Genomic DNA, 19,569 nt, shown 5'->3' on the forward strand with positions numbered 1-19,569 from the left:
AAGGTCCCACCGATGTTTCGATCGATTTTTGGATAATTGCGGCGAGCTTTTTGAGTACCTTGATGCACAACCCGGAACCGCAGGCGGAGCGCGCGCAGCAGGACGAGCAGCGCGAGCAGCACGAGCAGATGCTCGGGCCGGCGCCGGCGCACGTCCCGCTCGCGACGCGCTGGGCCCGCTTGCGCGCCGCCTACCGGGTCTGCAACCTGGCCTCGCACCACGTGCTCGGCTTCGCCATCAAGACCTTCCTCCTGCTGTACTTCGCGCTGGCCGTGCTGTTCCTGGCCTTGCGCTACGCGATCCTGCCCAACATCGACCTGTACAAGGGCCACATCGAACGCGCCGCCAGCCGCGCGCTCGGCAACCAGGTCACGATCGCGCGCATCTACGCGTCCTGGCGCGGATTGAACCCCAGCTTGTACCTGGGCGACCTGCGCCTGCGCGACAAGGCCGGGCATCAACTGCTGGCGCTGCCGTCGGTGTCGGCCACGCTGTCCTGGTGGTCGCTGGCGGCGCTCGATCCGCGCTTCGAGTCGCTCGAGATCAACCGTCCCGAGCTGGACGTCACGCGCGCCGCCGACGGCGTGCTGTGGGTCGCCGGCGTGCGCATCGATCCGAACAAAAAGGACGAGGAGGGCGGCGGCGCCGACTGGCTGCTGCGCCAGCGCGAAGTCATCATCCGCGAAGGCCGCCTGTCCTGGACCGACCGCCTGCGCGGCGCGCCCACGCTCGAGCTGTCCGACGTCACCCTGGCGCTGCGGAACCGCTGGACCTCGCACCGCTTCGCGCTCAAGGCGACGCCGCCGCGCGGCCTGAGCGCGCCGCTCGACGTGCGCGCGCGTTTTTCCCATCCGGTCTTCGGCGCCAGGGCGTCCGACGCGCGCCGTTGGAAAGGCGAGGTCTACGCCGACCTGCGCGACACCGACCTGGCCGCCTGGACCCCGTACGTCGACTATCCGTTCGCCGTGCAGCAGGGCCGCGGCTCGGTGCGCGCCTGGCTGAGCGTCGACCGTGCGCGGCTGGCCGGCTTCACCGCCGACCTCGGCCTGGCCGGCGTGTCGGCGCGGCTGTCGAAGGACGCGCCCCAGCTCGAGCTGGCGCGGGTGAGCGGGCGCCTGTCGGCGCGCGAGGCGCTGGCGCCGGGCGAAGGCTCGGGCCGGCCGACCTTCGGCGCGCTCGGCTACGAGGTGTCGCTCGAAAACTTCTCGGCGGTCACGCGCGCCGGCGTGACGCTGCCCTCTAGCACGGCCAGCCTGAGCTGGCGCCCGGCCGTGCGCCTGCAGCCGGAACGCACCGACGTGCGCGCGCGCGGGCTCGAGCTGGCCCCGCTAGCCGCGCTGGCCACCCAGCTGCCCTTGACGCCGAACCAGCGCGCGCTGCTGCTCGAGCTGGCGCCGCGCGGCCGCCTGGTCGACGTGCAGGCGCAGTGGCAGGGGCGCCTGCCGAAACCGGCGGCCTACCGCCTGCGCGGCCAGGTCGAGCAGCTCGGCATCAACCCGCTGGCGCAATCGGGCGCGAGCGGCGCCGAGCATCCTGCCATCCCGGGCTTTCGCAACCTGTCCGGTTCGATCGACGCCAGCGACCAGGGCGGCAGCGTCAACATCGACGCCGACAAGCTGGCGCTGGCCATGCCGGCCTGGTTTGCCGATCCCGAGATGCCGTTCGACACGCTGGCGCTGCGCGGGCGCTGGTCGTATCCGCAGGCCGACCAGCTGCTGGTCGAAGTCGACGGCCTGAATTTCACGCAGGGCGCCCTCAAGGCCAGCCTGAGCGGGCGCCACCTGCTGCCGCTCAAGCCCGGCCAGGGTCCCGGCACGGCCGACATCAATGCCACCATCGACAACTTCGACGTCACCCGCATCGGCCACTACCTGCCGCTGGCCACGCACGAGGGCCTGCACGACTGGCTGACCAATGCGCTGCAGGGCGGCATCGTGCACGACGCCCACCTGCGCCTGCGCGGCGATTTGTCGCAGTTCCCGTTCAAGGGCGAGGGCGCGGCCGCGCGCGCGCGCGGCGAGTTCCGCGTCACCGGCCGCATCGAGAACGGCAAGCTCGACTACGCGCCGGGCCACCGTGCGGCGGACGGCAAGGCGCCGCTGTGGCCGCTCGCCGAGGGCATCGACGGCAGCCTGCTGTTCGACCGCGCGCGCATGGAAATCCACGGCGACAGCGCACGCACGCTCGGCGTCGCGCTGTCCAACGTGCGCGCCGTGATCCCGGAACTGGGCGCCCCCGAGAGCGTGCTCGACATCGACGGCACCGCCAACGGGCCGCTGCAGGACTTCCTGCATTACGTCGCCGCCAGCCCGGTGCTGGAATGGATCGGCGGCTTCACCGAAGACACGCGCGCCAGCGGTCCGGCCCGCCTCGGCCTGAAGCTGCACCTGCCGTTGTGGGACCTGCATTCGACCAAGGTGCAGGGCGCGCTCCAGTTACAGAGCAATGACGTCACGCTGTTCCCCGAACTGCCGCCGGTGCAGGCGGCGCTGGGCCGGATCGAATTTTCCGAGCACGGCGTCAACCTGAACGGCATCGGCGCCAGCTTCCTGGGCGGGCCGCTGTCGCTGTCCGGCGGCACCCAGCGCGAAGGCGGCATCGTGGTACGCCTGGCCGGCAGCGCCACCGCCGACGGCCTGCGCAGGACCGAGGCGCTGCCGGCGCTGCAGCGCCTGGGCGCCAAGCTGCAGGGCGGGGCGCGCTTCGGCGGCACGGTCAGCGTCAAGGACCACGCGCTGCAGGTCGCGCTCGACTCCAACCTGGCGGGCATGGGCATCGACCTGCCGGCCCCGCTGAACAAGCCGCAGGCCGACACGCTGCCGCTGCATTTCCAGCTCAACGGCCAGCCGACCGGTGAAAACGGTGTCGGCCACGACGAGATCCAGGTCAAGCTGGGCAGCGTGGCCGCCGCGCGCTACGTGCGCGAGCGCCAGCCGCGCGCGCCCTGGGTCGTCAAGCGCGGCGGCATCGGCGTGAACATGCCTGCGCCGGAGCCGGACAGCGGGATGATGATCAACGTGAACATGAAAGCCCTGAACGTCGACCGCTGGCTCGCCGCAGCGACCGAGATCGCCGGCCCGGGCGGCGCGGCCGAAGGCGCAGGCACAGGCACCGGCCAGGAGAGAAACGGGGGCGGCATGGCCCAGTACGTGGTGCCGGACACGATCGGCGCGCGCGCCGGCGAACTCGTCATCGGCGAGCGCACGCTGCGCGACGTGGTAGTCGGCGCCACCCACCTGCCGGGCAGCTGGCAGGTCAACGTCGATTCGCAACAGGTGGTCGGCTGGGTCACCTGGAACGAGCTGCAGGCCGGGCCGGGCGCCGGACCTGGCCTGGGCAAGGTCACCGCGCGCCTGGCCTCGCTCAACATCCCGCAATCGTCCGAAAACGAAGTCAAGGACCTGCTCGAATCGAGCAAGGGCGCCAGCGCCAGCATCCCGGGCCTGGACATCGTCGCCGACCGCTTCGAGCTGTTCAACAAGCAGTTCGGGCGCCTCGAGCTGGTCGCCAGCAATGCCCAGGCGCTGGCCGGGCGCGAATGGCGCATCGACCGCCTGAGCCTGACCAATCCGGACGGCCAGCTGAAAGCCAACGGCCGCTGGCTGACGCGCGACGGCAAGAGCAACACCGCGCTCAACTTCAACCTCGACATCGCCGACGCCGGGCGCCTGCTCGACCGCCTCGGCTTCCAGGGCACGCTGCGCCACGGCAAGGGCCAGCTGTCGGGCGACATTTCCTGGGCCGGGCTGCCGTACTCGCTCGACATCCCGAGCCTGTCCGGCCAGATCCAGATGAACGTCGAGGACGGCCAGTTCCTCAAGCAGGATCCCGGTGCGGCCAAGCTGCTCGGCGTGCTGAGCCTGCAGATGCTGCCGCGCATGCTCAAGCTCGACTTCCACGACGTGTTCTCGGAAGGCCTGGCCTTCGACGGCATCACCGCCAACGCGATGATCACGCGCGGCGTGCTGCACACCGACAACCTCAAGATGCATGGCGTGCAGGCCACGGTGCTGATGGACGGCAGCGCCGACATCGCCAACGAATCGACCAACCTGCACGTGGTGGTGATTCCGGAATTTAACCTGGGCACCGGTCCGCTGGTGTACGGCCTGGCGGTCAACCCGGTCATCGGCATCGGCAGCTTCCTGGCCCAGCTGTTCCTGCGCGCACCGGTGATGAAGGCGCTGACCTATCACATGCAGGTGACCGGGCCGTGGAAATCGCCGACCATCACCAAGCTGGACAATCCCGCAGTGAAGCCAGCCGTCTCCAAATCGAAGAAGGGAAGCCAATGAGCGACAATACCGTAGTGGCCGCCATCCAGATGGTGTCGACCCCGAACCTCGACGACAACCTGCATACGGCGGCGCGCCTGCTGGCGGACGCCGCCGCACGCGGCGCCAAGCTGGTCGCGATGCCGGAGTACTGGCCGATCATGGGCATGGTCGACACCGACAAGGTCGGCCTGGCCGAGCCGGCCGGCCATGGCCCGATCCAGGACTTCATGGCGGCCCAGGCGCGCGAGCACGGCATCTGGCTGATCGGGGGCACGCTGCCGCTGGCGTCCCCGGATGCGGCGCGCGTGCTCAACACCACGCTGGTCTACGATCCGCAAGGCCAGGCGGTCGGGCGCTACGACAAGATCCACCTGTTCGGCTTCAACACCGGCAGCGAATCCTATGACGAGGCGCGTACCATCGTACCGGGCGAGCGCGTCAGCCAGTTCGAGGCGCCGTTCGGCCGGGTCGGCTTGTCGATCTGCTACGACCTGCGCTTCCCCGAACTGTTCCGCGCGATGGGCGAGTGCGCGCTGATGGTGGTGCCGGCCGCGTTTACCTACACCACCGGCCGCGCGCACTGGGAAGTGCTGCTGCGTGCGCGCGCGATCGAAAACCAGTGCTACGTGCTGGCGGCGGCGCAGGGCGGCACCCATCCGAACGGCAGGCGCACCTTCGGCCACAGCATGCTGATCGACCCGTGGGGCGAAGTGAAGGCCGTGCTCGAGGAAGGCGAGGGCGTGGTCAGCGGCGAGATCGATGGCGCCTACCTTGCGCGCGTGCGCGAGAGCTTGCCGGCCTTGAAGCACCGCAAAATGTAAGTGCCGGTACGAACGAAACGGATATGGCACAATGCCTCTATCCATATGAGAAAGACCTGAAGCAATGAAACCTTTCGAACCGAATCTCAGTGCCATGTCGGTGGCGCGCGACCTCCTCTTGACGCCGTTTGGCCTCGATGAAGGCAAGCTGATCACGACGCTGGGCACGATGTTCACCCACAAGGTCGACTACGCCGACCTGTATTTCCAATTCACCAAGAGCGAAGGCTGGAGCCTGGAAGAAGGCATCGTCAAGAGCGGCAGCTTCTCGATTGACCAGGGCGTCGGCGTGCGCGCCGTCTCGGGCGAGCGCACCGCGTTTGCCTATTCCGACGACATTTCCCAGGCCGCGCTGCTGGACGCCGCTGCCGCCACGCGCACGATCGCGCGCGCGGGCGCCGGCCGCGTCAAGGTGGCCGGCAAGGTGCAGCCGACCGGCGGCCGCTCGCTCTACCTGCCGCACGATCCGCTCGGCTCGCTGGACGCCACCGCCAAGGTGCAGCTGCTCGAGCGCGTCGAGAAGATCGCCCGCGCCAAGGATCCGCGCGTGGTGCAGGTGATGGCGGGCCTGGCCGGCGAATACGACGTCGTGCTGGTGGTGCGCAGCGACGGCGTGCTGGCGGCCGACATCCGCCCGCTGGTGCGCGTGTCCGTCACCGTCATCGCCGAGCAGAACGGGCGGCGCGAAGTCGGCTCCTCGGGCGGCGGCGGCCGTTACGACTACGGCTACTTCAGCGACGAGCTGCTGGAAAAATACGCGGCCGAGGCGGTCAATTCGGCCCTGGTCAACCTGGAAGCGCGTCCGGCCCCGGCCGGTCCGATGACCATCGTGCTGGGCCCGGGCTGGCCCGGCGTGCTGCTGCACGAGGCGGTCGGCCACGGCCTGGAAGGCGACTTCAACCGCAAGGGCTCGTCGGCCTACGCCGGCATGATCGGCGAGCGCGTCGCGGCCAAGGGCGTGACGGTCGTCGACGACGGCACGCTGCAGGATCGGCGCGGCTCGCTCAACATGGACGACGAGGGCAATCCGACCCAATGCACCACGCTGATCGAGGACGGCATCCTGCGCGGCTACATCCAGGACACCATGAACGCGCGCCTGATGAAGATGCCGGTGACCGGCAACGCACGGCGCGAATCGTTCGCCCACCTGCCGATGCCGCGCATGACCAACACCTACATGCTGGCCGGCGACAAGGACCCGGCCGAGATCCTGGCCTCGGTCAAGAACGGCCTGTACGCGGTCAACTTCGGCGGCGGCCAGGTCGACATCACCAACGGCAAGTTCGTGTTCTCGGCCAGCGAAGCCTACATGATCGAGAACGGCAAGGTGACCTATCCGGTCAAGGGCGCCACCCTGATCGGCAACGGCCCGGACACGATGAACAAGATCTCGATGATCGGCAACGACATGGCCCTGGACTCGGGCGTGGGCGTGTGCGGCAAGGAAGGCCAGAGCGTCCCGGTGGGCGTGGGCCAGCCGACGCTGCGCATCGATGGCGTGACGGTAGGCGGTACGGCCTGATCGGCGTCTGAATCCGCTGCGGCGCCGTTCGCGGCCATGCAATAACGCCTGCTGCATGTAAAGTGCAGCAGGCGTTTTTTTTGCCTCGTCATCGGCACCGATCAGAACGTGTAGCGCGCCCCCACCGTGTACGTGCGTCCGCGTGCGCCGTCGAAGTCGAGCGGGTTGTACGACTGTGCGCCGTAGGTCAGCGGATCGAGCGGCGGGATCTTGTCGAACATGTTCAGGATCGAGGCCGAGATCTCCCAGCGCGAACCCGGCGACGGTTTCCAGCGCCCGGTCAGGTCGAAGGTCGTGAACGAAGCCAGCTCGCAGCCGCTCGGCGCCGGCGACCCGTCGGCGAAGGTGCTGGCGCAGCCGTCCGGGTCGCCCTGGAACAGGATGTTCTTGATCTTGCTGCGGTAGTTGACCGAGAGGGTCAGGCGGACGTTGCTGCGTTCCCAGGTGGCGTGGAAGTTGGACCGGTTCCGCGGCGTGCCGACACAGTTGGTCACGTCGCAGTTGCCATGGGTGCCGGCAAAGTCGCGCTGGGTGCCGTCGCGGTCGCTGCGCAGCCACTTGTACAGGTGCGTCCACTTGATGTCGAACACCAGGTTGCCGAAGTCCTGCGGCAGCTTGACGCGCTGGCGGCCATCGACGTCGAAGCCCTTGACGACGGTTTCGGCCGAGTTTTCGTAGCGTACCAGCACGGCCGTGATCGGGCCCGGGTCGCCTGCCAGGCCGGGCACGGCGCCGGCCAGGTCGCGCGCCACGCTGCCGTTGGCGATCGCGACGGGAACCTGTCCCTGGTTGATCTCGTCCTTGCGCTTGATGCGCCAGAAGTCGAACGACACGCTGGACGCCGGCAGCGGGTCCCAGATCACGCCCAGGTCCCAGTTGGTCGAGCGCTCGGGTGACAGGTTCGGGTTCGGCGAGGTGATCAAGGCAACCGACGCCGGCGAACAGGCGCTGGTGACCCCGAGCGCGCAGCGGGCCGGATCGGCCGCGGTGGAGTACGCGGCCAGGCCGCCTCGCCCGTTCTCGGCCGGGCCAGGGGCGCGGAAGCCGTGGCCCCAGTTGCCGCGCAGGGCGAGCGAGCGAATCGGCGTGTACTTGATGCCCAGCTTGGGCGTGTACGCCGTGCCGATGCTGTCGTCGGTGAAGTGGTCGATGCGCCCGGCGGCGGTCAGTTCGAGGTTGCTCAGGATCGGCGCCAGCGCTTCGACGTAGAGCGCGGCCACGTTGCGCCCGCCCGCATAGGCCGAATAGCCCAGCCCGATGATGTTGCCGCGCTCGGTGCCGGAGGTCGGGTTCAGCGTGGTGTACTGGTGACGCCACTCGGCGCCGGCGGCGATGCCTATGTCGCCCCCCGGCAGCCAGCCGCCGAAGTTGCGCGTGACCCGGAAGTCGATCTGGCCGAGCCGGGTGTCGGCCGAGTTGTTCAGGTTGGGCGACAGCGCGGCGTACAGCGCCGGCGAATTCAGCCCTGCGTTCTCGCCGATGCGCCACACGGTGCCCAGCGGCAGGGCGCGGTAGGCCGCGCTGCCGAGCGTGGCGGCCGCCACGTTGGCCGCGCTGGGGTCGAGCAGGGCAAAGGTGACGTCGCGCTGCAGGTAGCCGGTCCAGTCCTGGTTGGTGTGGTTGTGCGAGAACAGGATGCCGGCGGTCCAGTCCCAGCCGAAGTGGCTGCCGCTCGCCCCGGCGACCCAGCGCTGGAAGAAGGAGCTGATGCTGGTGGTGCGCGGGCCGACGTCGGCCGCCAGGTAGCGCAGGCGGGCCGCGCTGCCGAAGTAGGGATTGTCGGGATGGGCGGCGCCGAGCTGCACGCCGGCGTTGTTGACCGGCCCGCCGGGGTAACCGACCGAGCCGCTCACCGTCGAGGGCGTGGTCGAGGTATCGGTGGCGCTGCTGTACAGGTTGACCTCGGCGAACGCCTCGATGTCGTAGGGCAGCTTGAAGGTGGCGCGCCCGTACAGGCTGAGGTTTTCCTGCTTGGGCAGGACCTGGCCGTAGACCGAGGTGCTGTCGATGAGGCAGCCGCCGCCCGGGTCGCCCTGCGGGTGCCGGGTGAAGTTGGCGCAGGCCGCGCCCGGGAAGAAGCGGGTGAAATTGACGCCGGCCGGGTCGGCGCGGTTGTAGTATTCGCTGGTGGCCGGATCGCGCACGTTGCCGTTGACGGCGCTGCCGGCCGTCGACTGGCCGCGCAGGATCGCACCGGTCCCGCCCAGCGCCTCGTTGGCCGAGTAGCCCCAGGGACGCAGGTCGATCTTGCCGAGGTAGTCGCGGTCGGTGCGGTCGCGGTTCCAGATTTCGCGGAATTTCTTGTATTCGACCGAGAAGAAGGCGTTGCGGCCGTCGGTGTCCATGTCGCCGAAGCCTTTGGTGAACGCGAAGTTCCACTGCCGGCCGTCCCAGTTGCGGGCGATGCCGGTCTGGCCGCGGATCGTGGTGCCTTTGAAGTCGTGCCGCAGGATCACGTTGACCACGCCGGCCACCGCATCCGAGCCGTAGATGGCGGAGGCGCCGTCGAGCAGGATCTCGATGCGGTCGACGGCGTCGGCGGGGATCACGTTCAGGTCGGTGAACTGCTTCTGGCCATCGTCGGCCAGGCCGTAGGGCGCGACGCGGCGGCCGTTGATCAGCACCAGGGTCGAGGCCACGCCCAGGCCGCGCAGCGAGACCCCCGAGGCGCCGGCCGCGAAGCCGTTGCCGAAGCTGGTCGGCACCGAACCGGCATTGTCGACCGCCAGCGTCTGCAGCAGCTCGGCCACGGTCTGGCGGCCCGAACGTTCGATGTCGGCGCGGTTCACGGTGAGGACCGCGGACGCGGTCTCGGCCTGGGAGCGGCGGATGTTGGAGCCGGTGATTTCGACGCGCGCGACCGGCGCCTGGGCAGGGGCGGCTTCCTGGGCAAGCGTGGACCCCGGCGTGGTCCTGGGCGCGGCCTCCTGGGCATGGGCCGGCGGCGCCATCAGCGCGATGCCGATGGCGCCGCCCCCGGCGAACAGGCGGCGTATGGTTCGGGATATCGGTGTTTCAGTCATGTCCGGACTCCAGTGCGGTAGATGGCTTCGATGGGATTGCCTGGCCGACGCAGGGCGCGGGTCGGCCGGGGCTTGCCATGACTGTTGCATCGGGAGGCGGAGCAAGGCTGACATCTCTCAACCGGGATGGGTAAGGCGAAACAGGCTGTCGGCTTCGCGCAACCGATTGTCTATAACGACGCTCGCACACGACGTATGACGCTTGGATAAAGCGCTTGCCAATCGCGCGGCATTGTTGTTATAGTCAGTCGGACACTTCGGAACCCACCATGCGCCAGATCGTTTTCTTCCACTTTTATTTTTGGTTCAGCCATTCCAGCCCAACGGCGGTGGAGTAGCGGCAGGTTCACGCAACAACAGAACGAAGTCGACGCAAGATTCCAGAAAAACCGCCAGCGATGGCGGTTTTTTCATTTTCAAGAACGGAGAACAGCAATGCCCCGCACCGACGACCTACGCATCCGCGAAATGAAGGAACTCACGCCCCCGTCGCACCTGATCCGCGAGTTTCCGGTCACCGCGGCGGCCGAGCAGACCGCTTTCCAGGCGCGCGTGGCGCTGCATCGCATCCTGCACGGCCAGGACGACCGCCTGATGGTGGTGGTCGGTCCATGCTCGATCCATGATCCGAAGGCGGCGCTGGAGTACGCGCGCCGCCTGGTCGAGCAGCGCGATCGTTTCAAGGGCGAACTCGAAATCGTCATGCGCGTGTATTTCGAAAAGCCGCGCACCACGGTCGGCTGGAAGGGCATGATCAACGACCCGTACATGGACAACAGCTTCCGCATCAACGACGGCCTGCGCATGGCGCGCGAGCTGCTGCGCGACATCAACGAGCTGGGCCTGCCGGCCGGCACCGAGTTCCTCGACGTGATCAGCCCGCAGTACATCGCCGACCTGATCAGCTGGGGCGCGATCGGCGCCAGGACCACCGAGTCGCAGGTGCACCGCGAGCTGGCGTCCGGCCTGTCCTGCCCGGTCGGCTTCAAGAACGGCACCGACGGCAACATCAAGATCGCCGCCGACGCCATCAAGGCGGCTTCGCAGGCGCACCATTTCCTGTCGGTGACCAAGGGCGGCCATTCGGCGATCGTGTCGACCTCCGGCAACGAGGATTGCCACATCATCCTGCGCGGCGGCAAGGCCCCGAACTACGACGCCGCCAGCGTCGAGGAAGCCTGCAGGCAGCTGGCCGCCAACGGCCTGGCCAGCCGCCTGATGATCGACGCCTCGCACGCCAATAGCAGCAAGAATCCGCAGAACCAGATTCCGGTGTGCGCCGACATCGGCCGCCAGCTCGCGGCGGGCGACACCCGCATCGTCGGCGTGATGGTCGAGTCGCACCTGGTCGGTGGGCGCCAGGACCTGGTGCCGGGCCAGGCGCTGACCTACGGCCAGTCGGTCACCGACGGCTGCATCGAGTGGGACGCCAGCGTGGCCGTGCTGGAAGACCTGGCCGCGAGCGTGCGCCAGCGCCGCCTGCGCGAGGATAACTGAATGCAGCTTATGCCCTCATGACATCTTTTCCGGTCCGGCCCGGCCAATCTGGTCTATAGTCTCGACATTCCAGAATCCCGGGAAACTCGATGTTTGCTTATATCCTGCGGCGCCTGTGGCAGATGTTGCCCACCATGGCGGGCGTCGTCGTGCTGGTGTTCCTGCTGTTTAACTGGGTGGGCGGCGATCCGTCCTACCTGTTGGCGGGCAAGATGGCGGATGCGCACGCGATCGCCAGCATCCGCGCCCAGCTCGGGCTGGACCAGCCGTGGTACGTCCAGCTCGGTATTTTCGTGAAGCAGATCGTCACCTTCGATTTCGGCAACGCCTGGAGCACGGGCGAGCCGGTGTCGCACATCCTGACCAGCCGCCTGGGGCCCTCGCTGACGGTGCTGGTCCCGCTGACCGTGCTCGAAACCTTGGTCGGCATCGCGCTGGCGCTGGCCGTGGCCTTCATGCGCGGCTCGCTGACCGACCGAATCGTGATGATCGCCTGCACGGTCGGCATGTCGATCTCGATCCTGGTCTACATCATCGTGTTCCAGTATGGCCTGGCCTACAAACTCGGCCTGTTTCCGGTGCAGGGCTGGGGCGAGGGCTTCTGGGAAAACCTGCTGCGCTACGCGACGCTGCCGATCCTGATCGGCCTGGCCGTGTCGCTGGCGCCGACGCTGCGCCTGTTCCGCAGTTTCGTGCTGGACGAGGTCGGCCAGGATTACGTGCGCACCGCGCGCGCGAAGGGCTTGCCGGAGCGGCGCATCGTCTGGGTGCACGTGCTGCGCAACGCGGCGATCCCGATCATCACCTACGTCATGGCCAACCTCCCGGCGCTGCTGATCGGCGCCTTTTTGCTCGAGCGCTTCTTCGGCATCCCAGGCATCGGGCGCGAAGTCATCCTGGCGGTCGAGCGCAGCGATTTCCCGGTCATCAAGGCGATCACGGTGTACGTCGCGGCCGCCACGATGGTGTTCAATTTGCTGGCCGACCTGATGTACCAGGCGGTCGATCCGCGCGTGAAGCTGGCATGACGGACCGGACGATGGGTACCGACAGCGCGACCGCATTCCCGATGCAGGCCTCGCCCGGCCTGTGGACGCTGGCCTGGCGGCGCCTGCGCGCCGACCGCGTGGCGATGGCTTCGCTGGCCGTGGTGCTGCTGTTCCTGCTGTCGGTCGTGTTGTCGGCGACTGGGCTGGTCGCGGCCGACTGGGAAGACGAGGTCGCCGTCAACTACGCGCCGCCGAGCTTCATCGGCCCCGACCCGGCGCTGGCCGCGCTGGCACAGCCGCAACGGCCGGCCCCGCCGAACGCCTTCGATCCGCTGGCCGGCGACATCGCCGTGCTCAAGGCGCAATTGGCGCGAGAGGGGCGCGCGGTGCAAAAGCCCAAACGCACCACGCTGCCGTTCGGCGCCGACAAATGGGGCCACGACGTCATCAAGAAAACCATCAAGGGCGGCCAGACCTCGATCGTGGTCGGCCTGGTCGCGGCCTTCGTGGCGGTGGCGCTGGGCACCTTGTTCGGGGCGCTGTCCGGCTTTTACGGCGGGGTGGTCGACGATGCCTTCAACTGGTTCTACAGCGTGTTCACGTCGATCCCGTCGATCCTGATGATCCTGGCGGTGGCGGCGGTGCTGCAGACCCGGGGCGTGGCGAGCATCGTCCTGATCCTGGGCCTGACCGGCTGGACCGGACCGTACCGCCTGATCCGCGCCGAGTACATCAAGCACAAGGCGCGCGAATACGTGATGGCCGCCGACGCCATCGGCGCCTCGGACTGGCGCAAGATGTTCAGCCATATCCTGCCCAACGTCTCGCACGTGGCGCTGGTGCAGATGTCGATCCTGGTGGTCGGCTTCATCAAGGCCGAGGTGATCCTGTCGTTCCTCGGCTTTGGCGTGCCGGTCGGGACCGTCTCGTGGGGCAGCATGCTCAACGAGGCGCAGAACGAACTCATCCTCGGCAAGTGGTGGCAATTGACGGCCGCCGCCACTGCGATGGCGCTGCTGGTGACGGCCTTTTCCTTGTTTGCCGATGCACTGCGCGATGCGCTCGATCCCAAGTTGAAGTGAAAGCCGCATGAGCCAATCGACGATCCACGAGACGAATTTGCTAGAGGTGCGCGACCTGCGCATCTCGTTCAGGACCGACAAGAAAAACAAGGTCGAAGCGGTCAAGGGTATCTCCTTCCGCGTCCCGGCGGACAGCACGGTGGCGCTGGTGGGCGAATCGGGCAGCGGCAAGTCGGTCAGCTCGCTGGCCGTGATGGGCCTGCTCCCTGCTGAGACCACGATCATCGAGCCGGGTTCCTCGATCCGCTTCGAAGGGCGCGAGCTGCTTGCGTTGTCCCAAAAAGAGCGCCGGAACATCTGCGGCAAGGACGTCTCGATGATCTTCCAGGAACCGATGTCCTCGCTGAACCCGGTGTTCACGGTCGGTTTCCAGATCGGCGAAGTCCTGCGCCTGCACATGGGCATGGGCAAGCGCGAGGCGCGCGCGCGCACGCTGGCGCTGCTCGAGGAAGTCGGCATCCCCGACCCGGCCGCCAAGATCGACGCCTACCCGAGCCAGATGTCGGGCGGCCAGCAGCAGCGCGTGATGATCGCGATGGCGATCGCCTGCGAGCCCAAGCTCCTGATCGCCGACGAGCCCACCACCGCGCTCGACGTCACGATCCAGAAGCAGATCGTCGAGCTGATCGCGAAGCTGCAGCAGCGCCGGCGCATGGCGGTGCTGTTCATCACCCACGACCTCGGCCTGGTCGGCGAGATCGCCGACCGCGTGATCGTGATGCGCCACGGCGAAGTGCGCGAAGAGGGCTCGGCAAGCCAGGTGCTGCACGCGCCCGAGGACCCCTACACGCGCGCGCTGCTGGCCTGCCGCCCGACCCTGGACGCGCGGCCGCTGCGCCTGCCCACCATCGCCGACTTCCTCGGCCAAGGCGGCCCGGCCCAGGCGCGCGCGGACGCGCAGACGCAGCGCGTGCGGGGATACGCGCCCGGCGATGACAACGTGCTGGTCGTGAAGGGACTGTCGAAAAGCTTCTGGCTGCGCGAAGGCTGGTTCGGCAAGCGCGAGTTCCAGGCGGTGAAGGACGTTTCGTTCACGCTCGCGCGCGGCAAGACGCTGGGCGTGGTCGGCGAATCCGGCTCGGGCAAGACCACGGTCGGCCTGAGCCTGCTGCGCCTGCACCGCGCCAGCGGCGGCAGCGCGCTGTTCGACGGACGCGACCTGTTCGCCATGAGCGAGCGCGAGTTCCAGCCGTACAAACGGCGCATCCAGATCGTGTTCCAGAATCCGTACGCCTCGCTCAATCCGCGCTTCACGGTCGGCCAGATCCTGCTCGAGCCGATGCGCATCCACCGGATCGGCGCCAGCGACGCCGGGCGCATCGAGCATGCACAGTATCTGTTGCAGCGCGTCGGCCTGCCGGCCCAGGCCATCGGACGCTACCCGCACGAGTTTTCCGGCGGCCAGCGCCAGCGCATCGCGATCGCGCGCTGCCTGACCATGAAACCGGAGATCCTGGTGTGCGACGAATCGGTGTCGGCGCTGGACGTCTCGGTGCAGGCCCAGGTGCTGAACCTGCTGCAGGACCTGCAGGACGAGTACAAGATGAGCTACATCTTCATCTCGCACGACCTGTCGGTGGTGAAGTACATCTCGGACCGGGTGATGGTGATGCACCACGGCAGCGTGGTCGAGATGGCGGATTCGGACGAGCTGTACCGCAACCCCCGCCATCCCTACACGCAGGCGCTGCTGGCGGCGATTCCGCGCGCCGCTTGAGCCGGGCTCGAATTTTCCACAGGCAAGCTGGCGCTGCCGTTCCACGGCGCGTGCAAACATGAGCTTCCATCGAAAACAAAGGAAGCAGAATGAAGCATAGCCAGCCGCCGCGCCGGGATTTCCTGCGTTACATGGGAACCCTGGCCCTGTCCGCGCCCGCCGTCGCGGCCGCGAACGACCAGGACAAGGTAACGTTCCCGCCGATCTACGACAAGAGCGAGAAACCCGAGCAGACCGAACCGCCGGCCGACCCGTGGAACGAGCGCGTCGGTGTCGCCATCGTCGGCCTGGGCCGCATCTCCGTCAACGAGATGCTGCCGGCCTTCGCCCAGAGCAAGCACGCCAAGCCGGTCGCGCTGGTCACCGGCGACCGCGCCAAGGGCCTCAAGATCGCGCACCAGTACAACATTCCAGAAGCCAACGTGCTGGATTACCGCGACTTCGAAAAGCTGGCGCAGATTCCCGATGTGCAGGCGGTCTACATCGCGCTGCCCAACGGCATGCACGCCGAGTACACGACCCGCGCCGCGCGCGCCGGCAAGCACGTGCTGTGCGAAAAGCCGATGGCCAACAGCGTGGCCGAGTGCCAGCAGATGATCGACGCCTGCAAGAAGGCCGGCAAGAAGCTGATGATCGCCTACCGCAGCCAGTACGAGCCGATGGACCGCGCGCTGGCCAAGATGGTGCGCGAGAAGAAACTGGGCGCGCTCAAGGAATTCAGCTCGGTCAATTCGCAGGACATGGGCGACCCGCAGCACTGGCGCCTGAACGCAAGCTGCCGGCGGCGGGGCGCTGCCGGACGTCGGCCTGTACTGCCTGAACGCCGCGCGCTTCCTCAGCGGCGAGGAACCGAGCGAAGTCATCGGTAATACCTGGTCGACCCCGGGCGATCCGCGTTTCCGCGAAGTCGAGGAATCGTGCCAGTTCATCCTCGCCTCCGCGCTCATCCACCGCACCGCCGCGCCTCCTCCCACCCCTCGCCCGCCCCCACCGCGCCTCGCAGCACCACCGCTCTCTCACGCCGCCCCAGCCAGCCGCCCCGCCGCCGCCGCCAGCTTGCGTTTCAGGCGCCAGTGCTGCGGGTCGCCCATGTCCTGCGAATTGACCGAGCTGAATTCCTTGAGCGCGCCAGTTTCTTCTCGCGCACCATCTTGGCCAGCGCGCGGTCCATCGGCTCGTACTGGCTGCGGTAGGCGATCATCAGCTTCTTGCCGCCTTCTTGCAGGCGTCGATCATCTGCTGGCACTCGGCCACGCTGTTGGCCATCGGCTTTTCGCACAGCACGTGCTTGCCGGCGCGCGCGGCGCGGGTCGTGTACTCGGCGTGCATGCCGTTGGGCAGCGCGATGTAGACCGCCTGCACATCGGGAATCTGCGCCAGCTTTTCGAAGTCGCGGTAATCCAGCACGTTGGCTTCTGGAATGTTGTACTGGTGCGCGATCTTGAGGCCCTTGGCGCGGTCGCCGGTGACCAGCGCGACCGGCTTGGCGTGCTTGCTCTGGGCGAAGGCCGGCAGCATCTCGTTGACGGAGATGCGGCCCAGGCCGACGATGGCGACACCGACGCGCTCGTTCCACGGGTCGGCCGGCGGTTCGGTCTGCTCGGGTTTCTCGCTCTTGTCGTAGATCGGCGGGAACGTTACCTTGTCCTGGTCGTTCGCGGCCGCGACGGCGGGCGCGGACAGGGCCAGGGTTCCCATGTAACGCAGGAAATCCCGGCGCGGCGGCTGGCTATGCTTCATTCTGCTTCCTTTGTTTTCGATGGAAGCTCATGTTTGCACGCGCCGTGGAACGGCAGCGCCAGCTTGCCTGTGGAAAATTCGAGCCCGGCTCAAGCGGCGCGCGGAATCGCCGCCAGCAGCGCCTGCGTGTAGGGATGGCGGGGGTTGCGGTACAGCTCGTCCGAATCCGCCATCTCGACCACGCTGCCGTGGTGCATCACCATCACCCGGTCCGAGATGTACTTCACCACCGACAGGTCGTGCGAGATGAAGATGTAGCTCATCTTGTACTCGTCCTGCAGGTCCTGCAGCAGGTTCAGCACCTGGGCCTGCACCGAGACGTCCAGCGCCGACACCGATTCGTCGCACACCAGGATCTCCGGTTTCATGGTCAGGCAGCGCGCGATCGCGATGCGCTGGCGCTGGCCGCCGGAAAACTCGTGCGGGTAGCGTCCGATGGCCTGGGCCGGCAGGCCGACGCGCTGCAACAGATACTGTGCATGCTCGATGCGCCCGGCGTCGCTGGCGCCGATCCGGTGGATGCGCATCGGCTCGAGCAGGATCTGGCCGACCGTGAAGCGCGGATTGAGCGAGGCGTACGGATTCTGGAACACGATCTGGATGCGCCGTTTGTACGGCTGGACTCGCGCTCGCTCATGGCGAACAGGTCGCGTCCGTCGAACAGCGCGCTGCCGCCGCTGGCGCGGTGCAGGCGCAGCAGGCTCAGGCCGACCGTGGTCTTGCCCGAGCCGGATTCGCCGACCACGCCCAGCGTCTTGCCGCGCGCGAGCGTGAACGAAACGTCCTTCACCGCCTGGAACTCGCGCTTGCCGAACCAGCCTTCGCGCAGCCAGAAGCTTTTCGACAGTCCCTTCACGACCAGCACGTTGTCATCGCCGGGCGCGTATCCCCGCACGCGCTGCGTCTGCGCGTCCGCGCGCGCCTGGGCCGGGCCGCCTTGGCCGAGGAAGTCGGCGATGGTGGGCAGGCGCAGCGGCCGCGCGTCCAGGGTCGGGCGGCAGGCCAGCAGCGCGCGCGTGTAGGGGTCCTCGGGCGCGTGCAGCACCTGGCTTGCCGAGCCCTCTTCGCGCACTTCGCCGTGGCGCATCACGATCACGCGGTCGGCGATCTCGCCGACCAGGCCGAGGTCGTGGGTGATGAACAGCACCGCCATGCGCCGGCGCTGCTGCAGCTTCGCGATCAGCTCGACGATCTGCTTCTGGATCGTGACGTCGAGCGCGGTGGTGGGCTCGTCGGCGATCAGGAGCTTGGGCTCGCAGGCGATCGCCATCGCGATCATCACGCGCTGCTGCTGGCCGCCCGACATCTGGCTCGGGTAGGCGTCGATCTTGCGGCCGGGTCGGGGATGCCGACTTCCTCGAGCAGCGCCAGCGTGCGCGCGCGCGCCTCGCGCTTGCCCATGCCCATGTGCAGGCGCAGGACTTCGCCGATCTGGAAACCGACCGTGAACACCGGGTTCAGCGAGGACATCGGTTCCTGGAAGATCATCGAGACGTCCTTGCCGCAGATGTTCCGGCGCTCTTTTTGGGACAACGCAAGCAGCTCGCGCCTTCGAAGCGGATCGAGGAACCCGGCTCGATGATCGTGGTCTCAGCAGGGAGCAGGCCCATCACGGCCAGCGAGCTGACCGACTTGCCGCTGCCCGATTCGCCACCAGCGCCACCGTGCTGTCCGCCGGGACGCGGAGGAGATACCCTTGACCGCTTCGACCTTGTTTTTCTTGTCGGTCCTGAACGAGATGCGCAGGTCGCGCACCTCTAGCAAATTCGTCTCGTGGATCGTCGATTGGCTCATGCGGCTTTCACTTCAACTTGGGATCGAGCGCATCGGCGCAGTGCATCGGCAAAACAAGGAAAAGGCCGTCACCAGCAGCGCCATCGCAGTGGCGGCGGCGTCAATTGCCACCACTTGCCGAGGATGAGTTCGTTCTGCGCCTCGTTGAGCATGCTGCCCCACGAGACGGTCCCGACCGGCACGCCAAAGCCGAGGAACGACAGGATCACCTCGGCCTTGATGAAGCCGACCACCAGGATCGACATCTGCACCAGCGCCACGTGCGAGACGTTGGGCAGGATATGGCTGAACATCTTGCGCCAGTCCGAGGCGCCGATGGCGTCGGCGGCCATCACGTATTCGCGCGCCTTGTGCTTGATGTACTCGGCGCGGATCAGGCGGTACGGTCCGGTCCAGCCGGTCAGGCCCAGGATCAGGACGATGCTCGCCACGCCCGGGTCTGCAGCACCGCCGCCACCGCCAGGATCATCAGGATCGACGGGATCGACGTGAACACGCTGTAGAACCAGTTGAAGGCATCGTCGACCACCCCGCCGTAAAAGCCGGACAGCGCCCCGAACAAGGTGCCCAGCGCCACCGCCACGAAGGCCGCGACCAGGCCGACCACGATCGAGGTCTGGCCGCCCTTGATGGTTTTCTTGATGACGTCGTGGCCCCATTTGTCGGCGCCGAACGGCAGCGTGGTGCGTTTGGGCTTTTGCACCGCGCGCCCCTCTCGCGCCAATTGCGCCTTGAGCACGGCGATGTCGCCGGCCAGCGGATCGAAGGCGTTCGGCGGGGCCGGCCGTTGCGGCTGTGCCAGCGCGGCCAGCGCCGGGTCGGGGCCGATGAAGCTCGGCGGCGCGTAGTTGACGGCGACCTCGTCTTCCCAGTCGGCCGCGACCAGCCCAGTCGCCGACAACACGACCGACAGCAGGAACAGCAGCACCACGGCCAGCGAAGCCATCGCCACGCGGTCGGCGCGCAGGCGCCGCCAGGCCAGCGTCCACAGGCCGGGCGAGGCCTGCATCGGGAATGCGGTCGCGCTGTCGGTACCCATCGTCCGGTCCGTCATGCCAGCTTCACGCGCGGATCGACCGCCTGGTACATCAGGTCGGCCAGCAA

At 67.8% G+C, this 19,569-nt stretch carries 14 protein-coding genes and 1 pseudogene; 9 read left to right on the forward strand and 6 right to left on the reverse strand.

Translation table 11 applies throughout. The features are described 5' to 3' along the window. The first annotated feature begins 62 nt into the window (after window positions 1-62). From FA90_RS24115 to tldD, 3 genes are all read left to right on the forward strand, one after another. Window positions 63-4,295: a YhdP family protein gene (locus FA90_RS24115; protein ID WP_307172349.1), complete on the forward strand. Its 4,233-nt coding sequence runs from the start codon at window positions 63-65 to the stop codon at window positions 4,293-4,295. After that, entirely contained in the window at window positions 4,292-5,098 is an 807-nt protein-coding gene (locus FA90_RS24120) for a carbon-nitrogen hydrolase family protein (RefSeq protein ID WP_036173403.1), read from the forward strand. Before FA90_RS24115 ends, FA90_RS24120 begins: the two co-directional genes overlap by 4 nt. 64 nt (window positions 5,099-5,162) lie before the next feature. Next, window positions 5,163-6,623: a metalloprotease TldD gene (gene tldD / locus FA90_RS24125; RefSeq protein WP_036173406.1), complete on the forward strand. Its 1,461-nt coding sequence runs from the start codon at window positions 5,163-5,165 to the stop codon at window positions 6,621-6,623. 101 nt (window positions 6,624-6,724) lie between these two features. Here the strand turns inward: tldD and FA90_RS24130 are convergent, their stop codons facing one another. After that, the gene (locus FA90_RS24130) at window positions 6,725-9,646 is read right to left on the reverse strand and encodes a TonB-dependent receptor (protein ID WP_036173410.1); all 2,922 of its coding nucleotides are present in this window, start codon (window positions 9,644-9,646) and stop codon (window positions 6,725-6,727) included. Between the two features lie 435 nt (window positions 9,647-10,081). Between FA90_RS24130 and aroG the strand changes: the two genes are divergently transcribed. The 5 genes from aroG (at window position 10,082) to FA90_RS24155 (ending at window position 15,800) form a co-directional block, all read left to right on the forward strand. Then, window positions 10,082-11,143 carry a 3-deoxy-7-phosphoheptulonate synthase AroG gene (gene aroG, locus FA90_RS24135; protein WP_036164518.1) on the forward strand — a complete coding sequence of 354 codons (1,062 nt, stop codon included), beginning with the start codon at window positions 10,082-10,084 and terminating at the stop codon, window positions 11,141-11,143. Window positions 11,144-11,232: 89 nt separating this feature from the next. Next, window positions 11,233-12,171, forward strand: coding sequence for an ABC transporter permease (locus FA90_RS24140; protein ID WP_036164521.1), 939 nt, complete (start codon window positions 11,233-11,235; stop codon window positions 12,169-12,171). Continuing rightward, a complete protein-coding gene (locus tag FA90_RS24145; protein ID WP_239700456.1) occupies window positions 12,168-13,214 on the forward strand; it encodes an ABC transporter permease in 1,047 nt (348 codons plus the stop codon). Before FA90_RS24140 ends, FA90_RS24145 begins: the two co-directional genes overlap by 4 nt. 7 nt (window positions 13,215-13,221) lie before the next feature. After that, window positions 13,222-14,931 (forward strand): ABC transporter ATP-binding protein, encoded by a 1,710-nt coding sequence (locus FA90_RS24150; protein ID WP_036164524.1) that lies wholly within the window; start codon window positions 13,222-13,224, stop codon window positions 14,929-14,931. A gap of 89 nt (window positions 14,932-15,020) precedes the next feature. Then, window positions 15,021-15,800: a Gfo/Idh/MocA family protein gene (locus tag FA90_RS24155; RefSeq protein ID WP_051972055.1), complete on the forward strand. Its 780-nt coding sequence runs from the start codon at window positions 15,021-15,023 to the stop codon at window positions 15,798-15,800. Between the two features lie 194 nt (window positions 15,801-15,994). Here the strand turns inward: FA90_RS24155 and FA90_RS27420 are convergent, their stop codons facing one another. The 3 genes and pseudogenes from FA90_RS27420 to FA90_RS24165 form a co-directional block, all read right to left on the reverse strand. Continuing rightward, window positions 15,995-16,132: a hypothetical protein gene (locus FA90_RS27420; protein ID WP_239700953.1), complete on the reverse strand. Its 138-nt coding sequence runs from the start codon at window positions 16,130-16,132 to the stop codon at window positions 15,995-15,997. Continuing rightward, window positions 16,132-16,671 carry a Gfo/Idh/MocA family protein gene (locus tag FA90_RS24160; RefSeq protein WP_051972056.1) on the reverse strand — a complete coding sequence of 180 codons (540 nt, stop codon included), beginning with the start codon at window positions 16,669-16,671 and terminating at the stop codon, window positions 16,132-16,134. Before FA90_RS24160 ends, FA90_RS27420 begins: the two co-directional genes overlap by 1 nt. Before the next feature lie 89 nt (window positions 16,672-16,760). Then, window positions 16,761-18,465, reverse strand: a pseudogene (locus tag FA90_RS24165) (ABC transporter ATP-binding protein). On the opposite strand from FA90_RS24165, the gene FA90_RS27760 reads away from it, so the two are divergent. After that, window positions 18,368-18,592 (forward strand): hypothetical protein, encoded by a 225-nt coding sequence (locus tag FA90_RS27760; protein ID WP_373994644.1) that lies wholly within the window; start codon window positions 18,368-18,370, stop codon window positions 18,590-18,592. The pseudogene FA90_RS24165 and the gene FA90_RS27760 overlap by 98 nt on opposite strands. On the opposite strand, the gene FA90_RS27765 is transcribed toward FA90_RS27760, so the two are convergent. Then, window positions 18,534-18,896 (reverse strand): ABC transporter permease, encoded by a 363-nt coding sequence (locus tag FA90_RS27765; RefSeq protein ID WP_373994625.1) that lies wholly within the window; start codon window positions 18,894-18,896, stop codon window positions 18,534-18,536. The two genes, FA90_RS27760 and FA90_RS27765, sit on opposite strands and share 59 nt — an antisense overlap. Continuing rightward, window positions 18,878-19,519: a hypothetical protein gene (locus FA90_RS27770; protein ID WP_373994626.1), complete on the reverse strand. Its 642-nt coding sequence runs from the start codon at window positions 19,517-19,519 to the stop codon at window positions 18,878-18,880. The genes FA90_RS27765 and FA90_RS27770 overlap by 19 nt, the downstream gene beginning before the upstream one ends. Window positions 19,520-19,569: the final 50 nt, after the last annotated feature.

This window comes from Massilia sp. 9096, assembly GCF_000745265.1.
Classification (GTDB): Bacteria; Pseudomonadota; Gammaproteobacteria; order Burkholderiales; family Burkholderiaceae_D; genus Telluria.

What these genes read in the sequence shown, in the direction of transcription:
- FA90_RS24115 (WP_307172349.1), top strand. Translation starts at nt 63, where the DNA reads ATGCACAACCCGGAACCGCAGGCGGAGCGCGCGCAGCAGGACGAGCAG.
- tldD (WP_036173406.1), top strand. Translation starts at nt 5,163, where the DNA reads ATGAAACCTTTCGAACCGAATCTCAGTGCCATGTCGGTGGCGCGCGAC.
- aroG (WP_036164518.1), top strand. Translation starts at nt 10,082, where the DNA reads ATGCCCCGCACCGACGACCTACGCATCCGCGAAATGAAGGAACTCACG.
- FA90_RS24140 (WP_036164521.1), top strand. Translation starts at nt 11,233, where the DNA reads ATGTTTGCTTATATCCTGCGGCGCCTGTGGCAGATGTTGCCCACCATG.
- FA90_RS24120 (WP_036173403.1), top strand. Translation starts at nt 4,292, where the DNA reads ATGAGCGACAATACCGTAGTGGCCGCCATCCAGATGGTGTCGACCCCG.
- FA90_RS24130 (WP_036173410.1), bottom strand. Translation starts at nt 9,646, where the DNA reads ATGACTGAAACACCGATATCCCGAACCATACGCCGCCTGTTCGCCGGG.
- FA90_RS27420 (WP_239700953.1), bottom strand. Translation starts at nt 16,132, where the DNA reads ATGATCGCCTACCGCAGCCAGTACGAGCCGATGGACCGCGCGCTGGCC.
- FA90_RS27770 (WP_373994626.1), bottom strand. Translation starts at nt 19,519, where the DNA reads ATGACGGACCGGACGATGGGTACCGACAGCGCGACCGCATTCCCGATG.
- FA90_RS24155 (WP_051972055.1), top strand. Translation starts at nt 15,021, where the DNA reads ATGAAGCATAGCCAGCCGCCGCGCCGGGATTTCCTGCGTTACATGGGA.
- FA90_RS24145 (WP_239700456.1), top strand. Translation starts at nt 12,168, where the DNA reads ATGACGGACCGGACGATGGGTACCGACAGCGCGACCGCATTCCCGATG.
- FA90_RS24150 (WP_036164524.1), top strand. Translation starts at nt 13,222, where the DNA reads ATGAGCCAATCGACGATCCACGAGACGAATTTGCTAGAGGTGCGCGAC.
- FA90_RS24160 (WP_051972056.1), bottom strand. Translation starts at nt 16,671, where the DNA reads ATGAAGCATAGCCAGCCGCCGCGCCGGGATTTCCTGCGTTACATGGGA.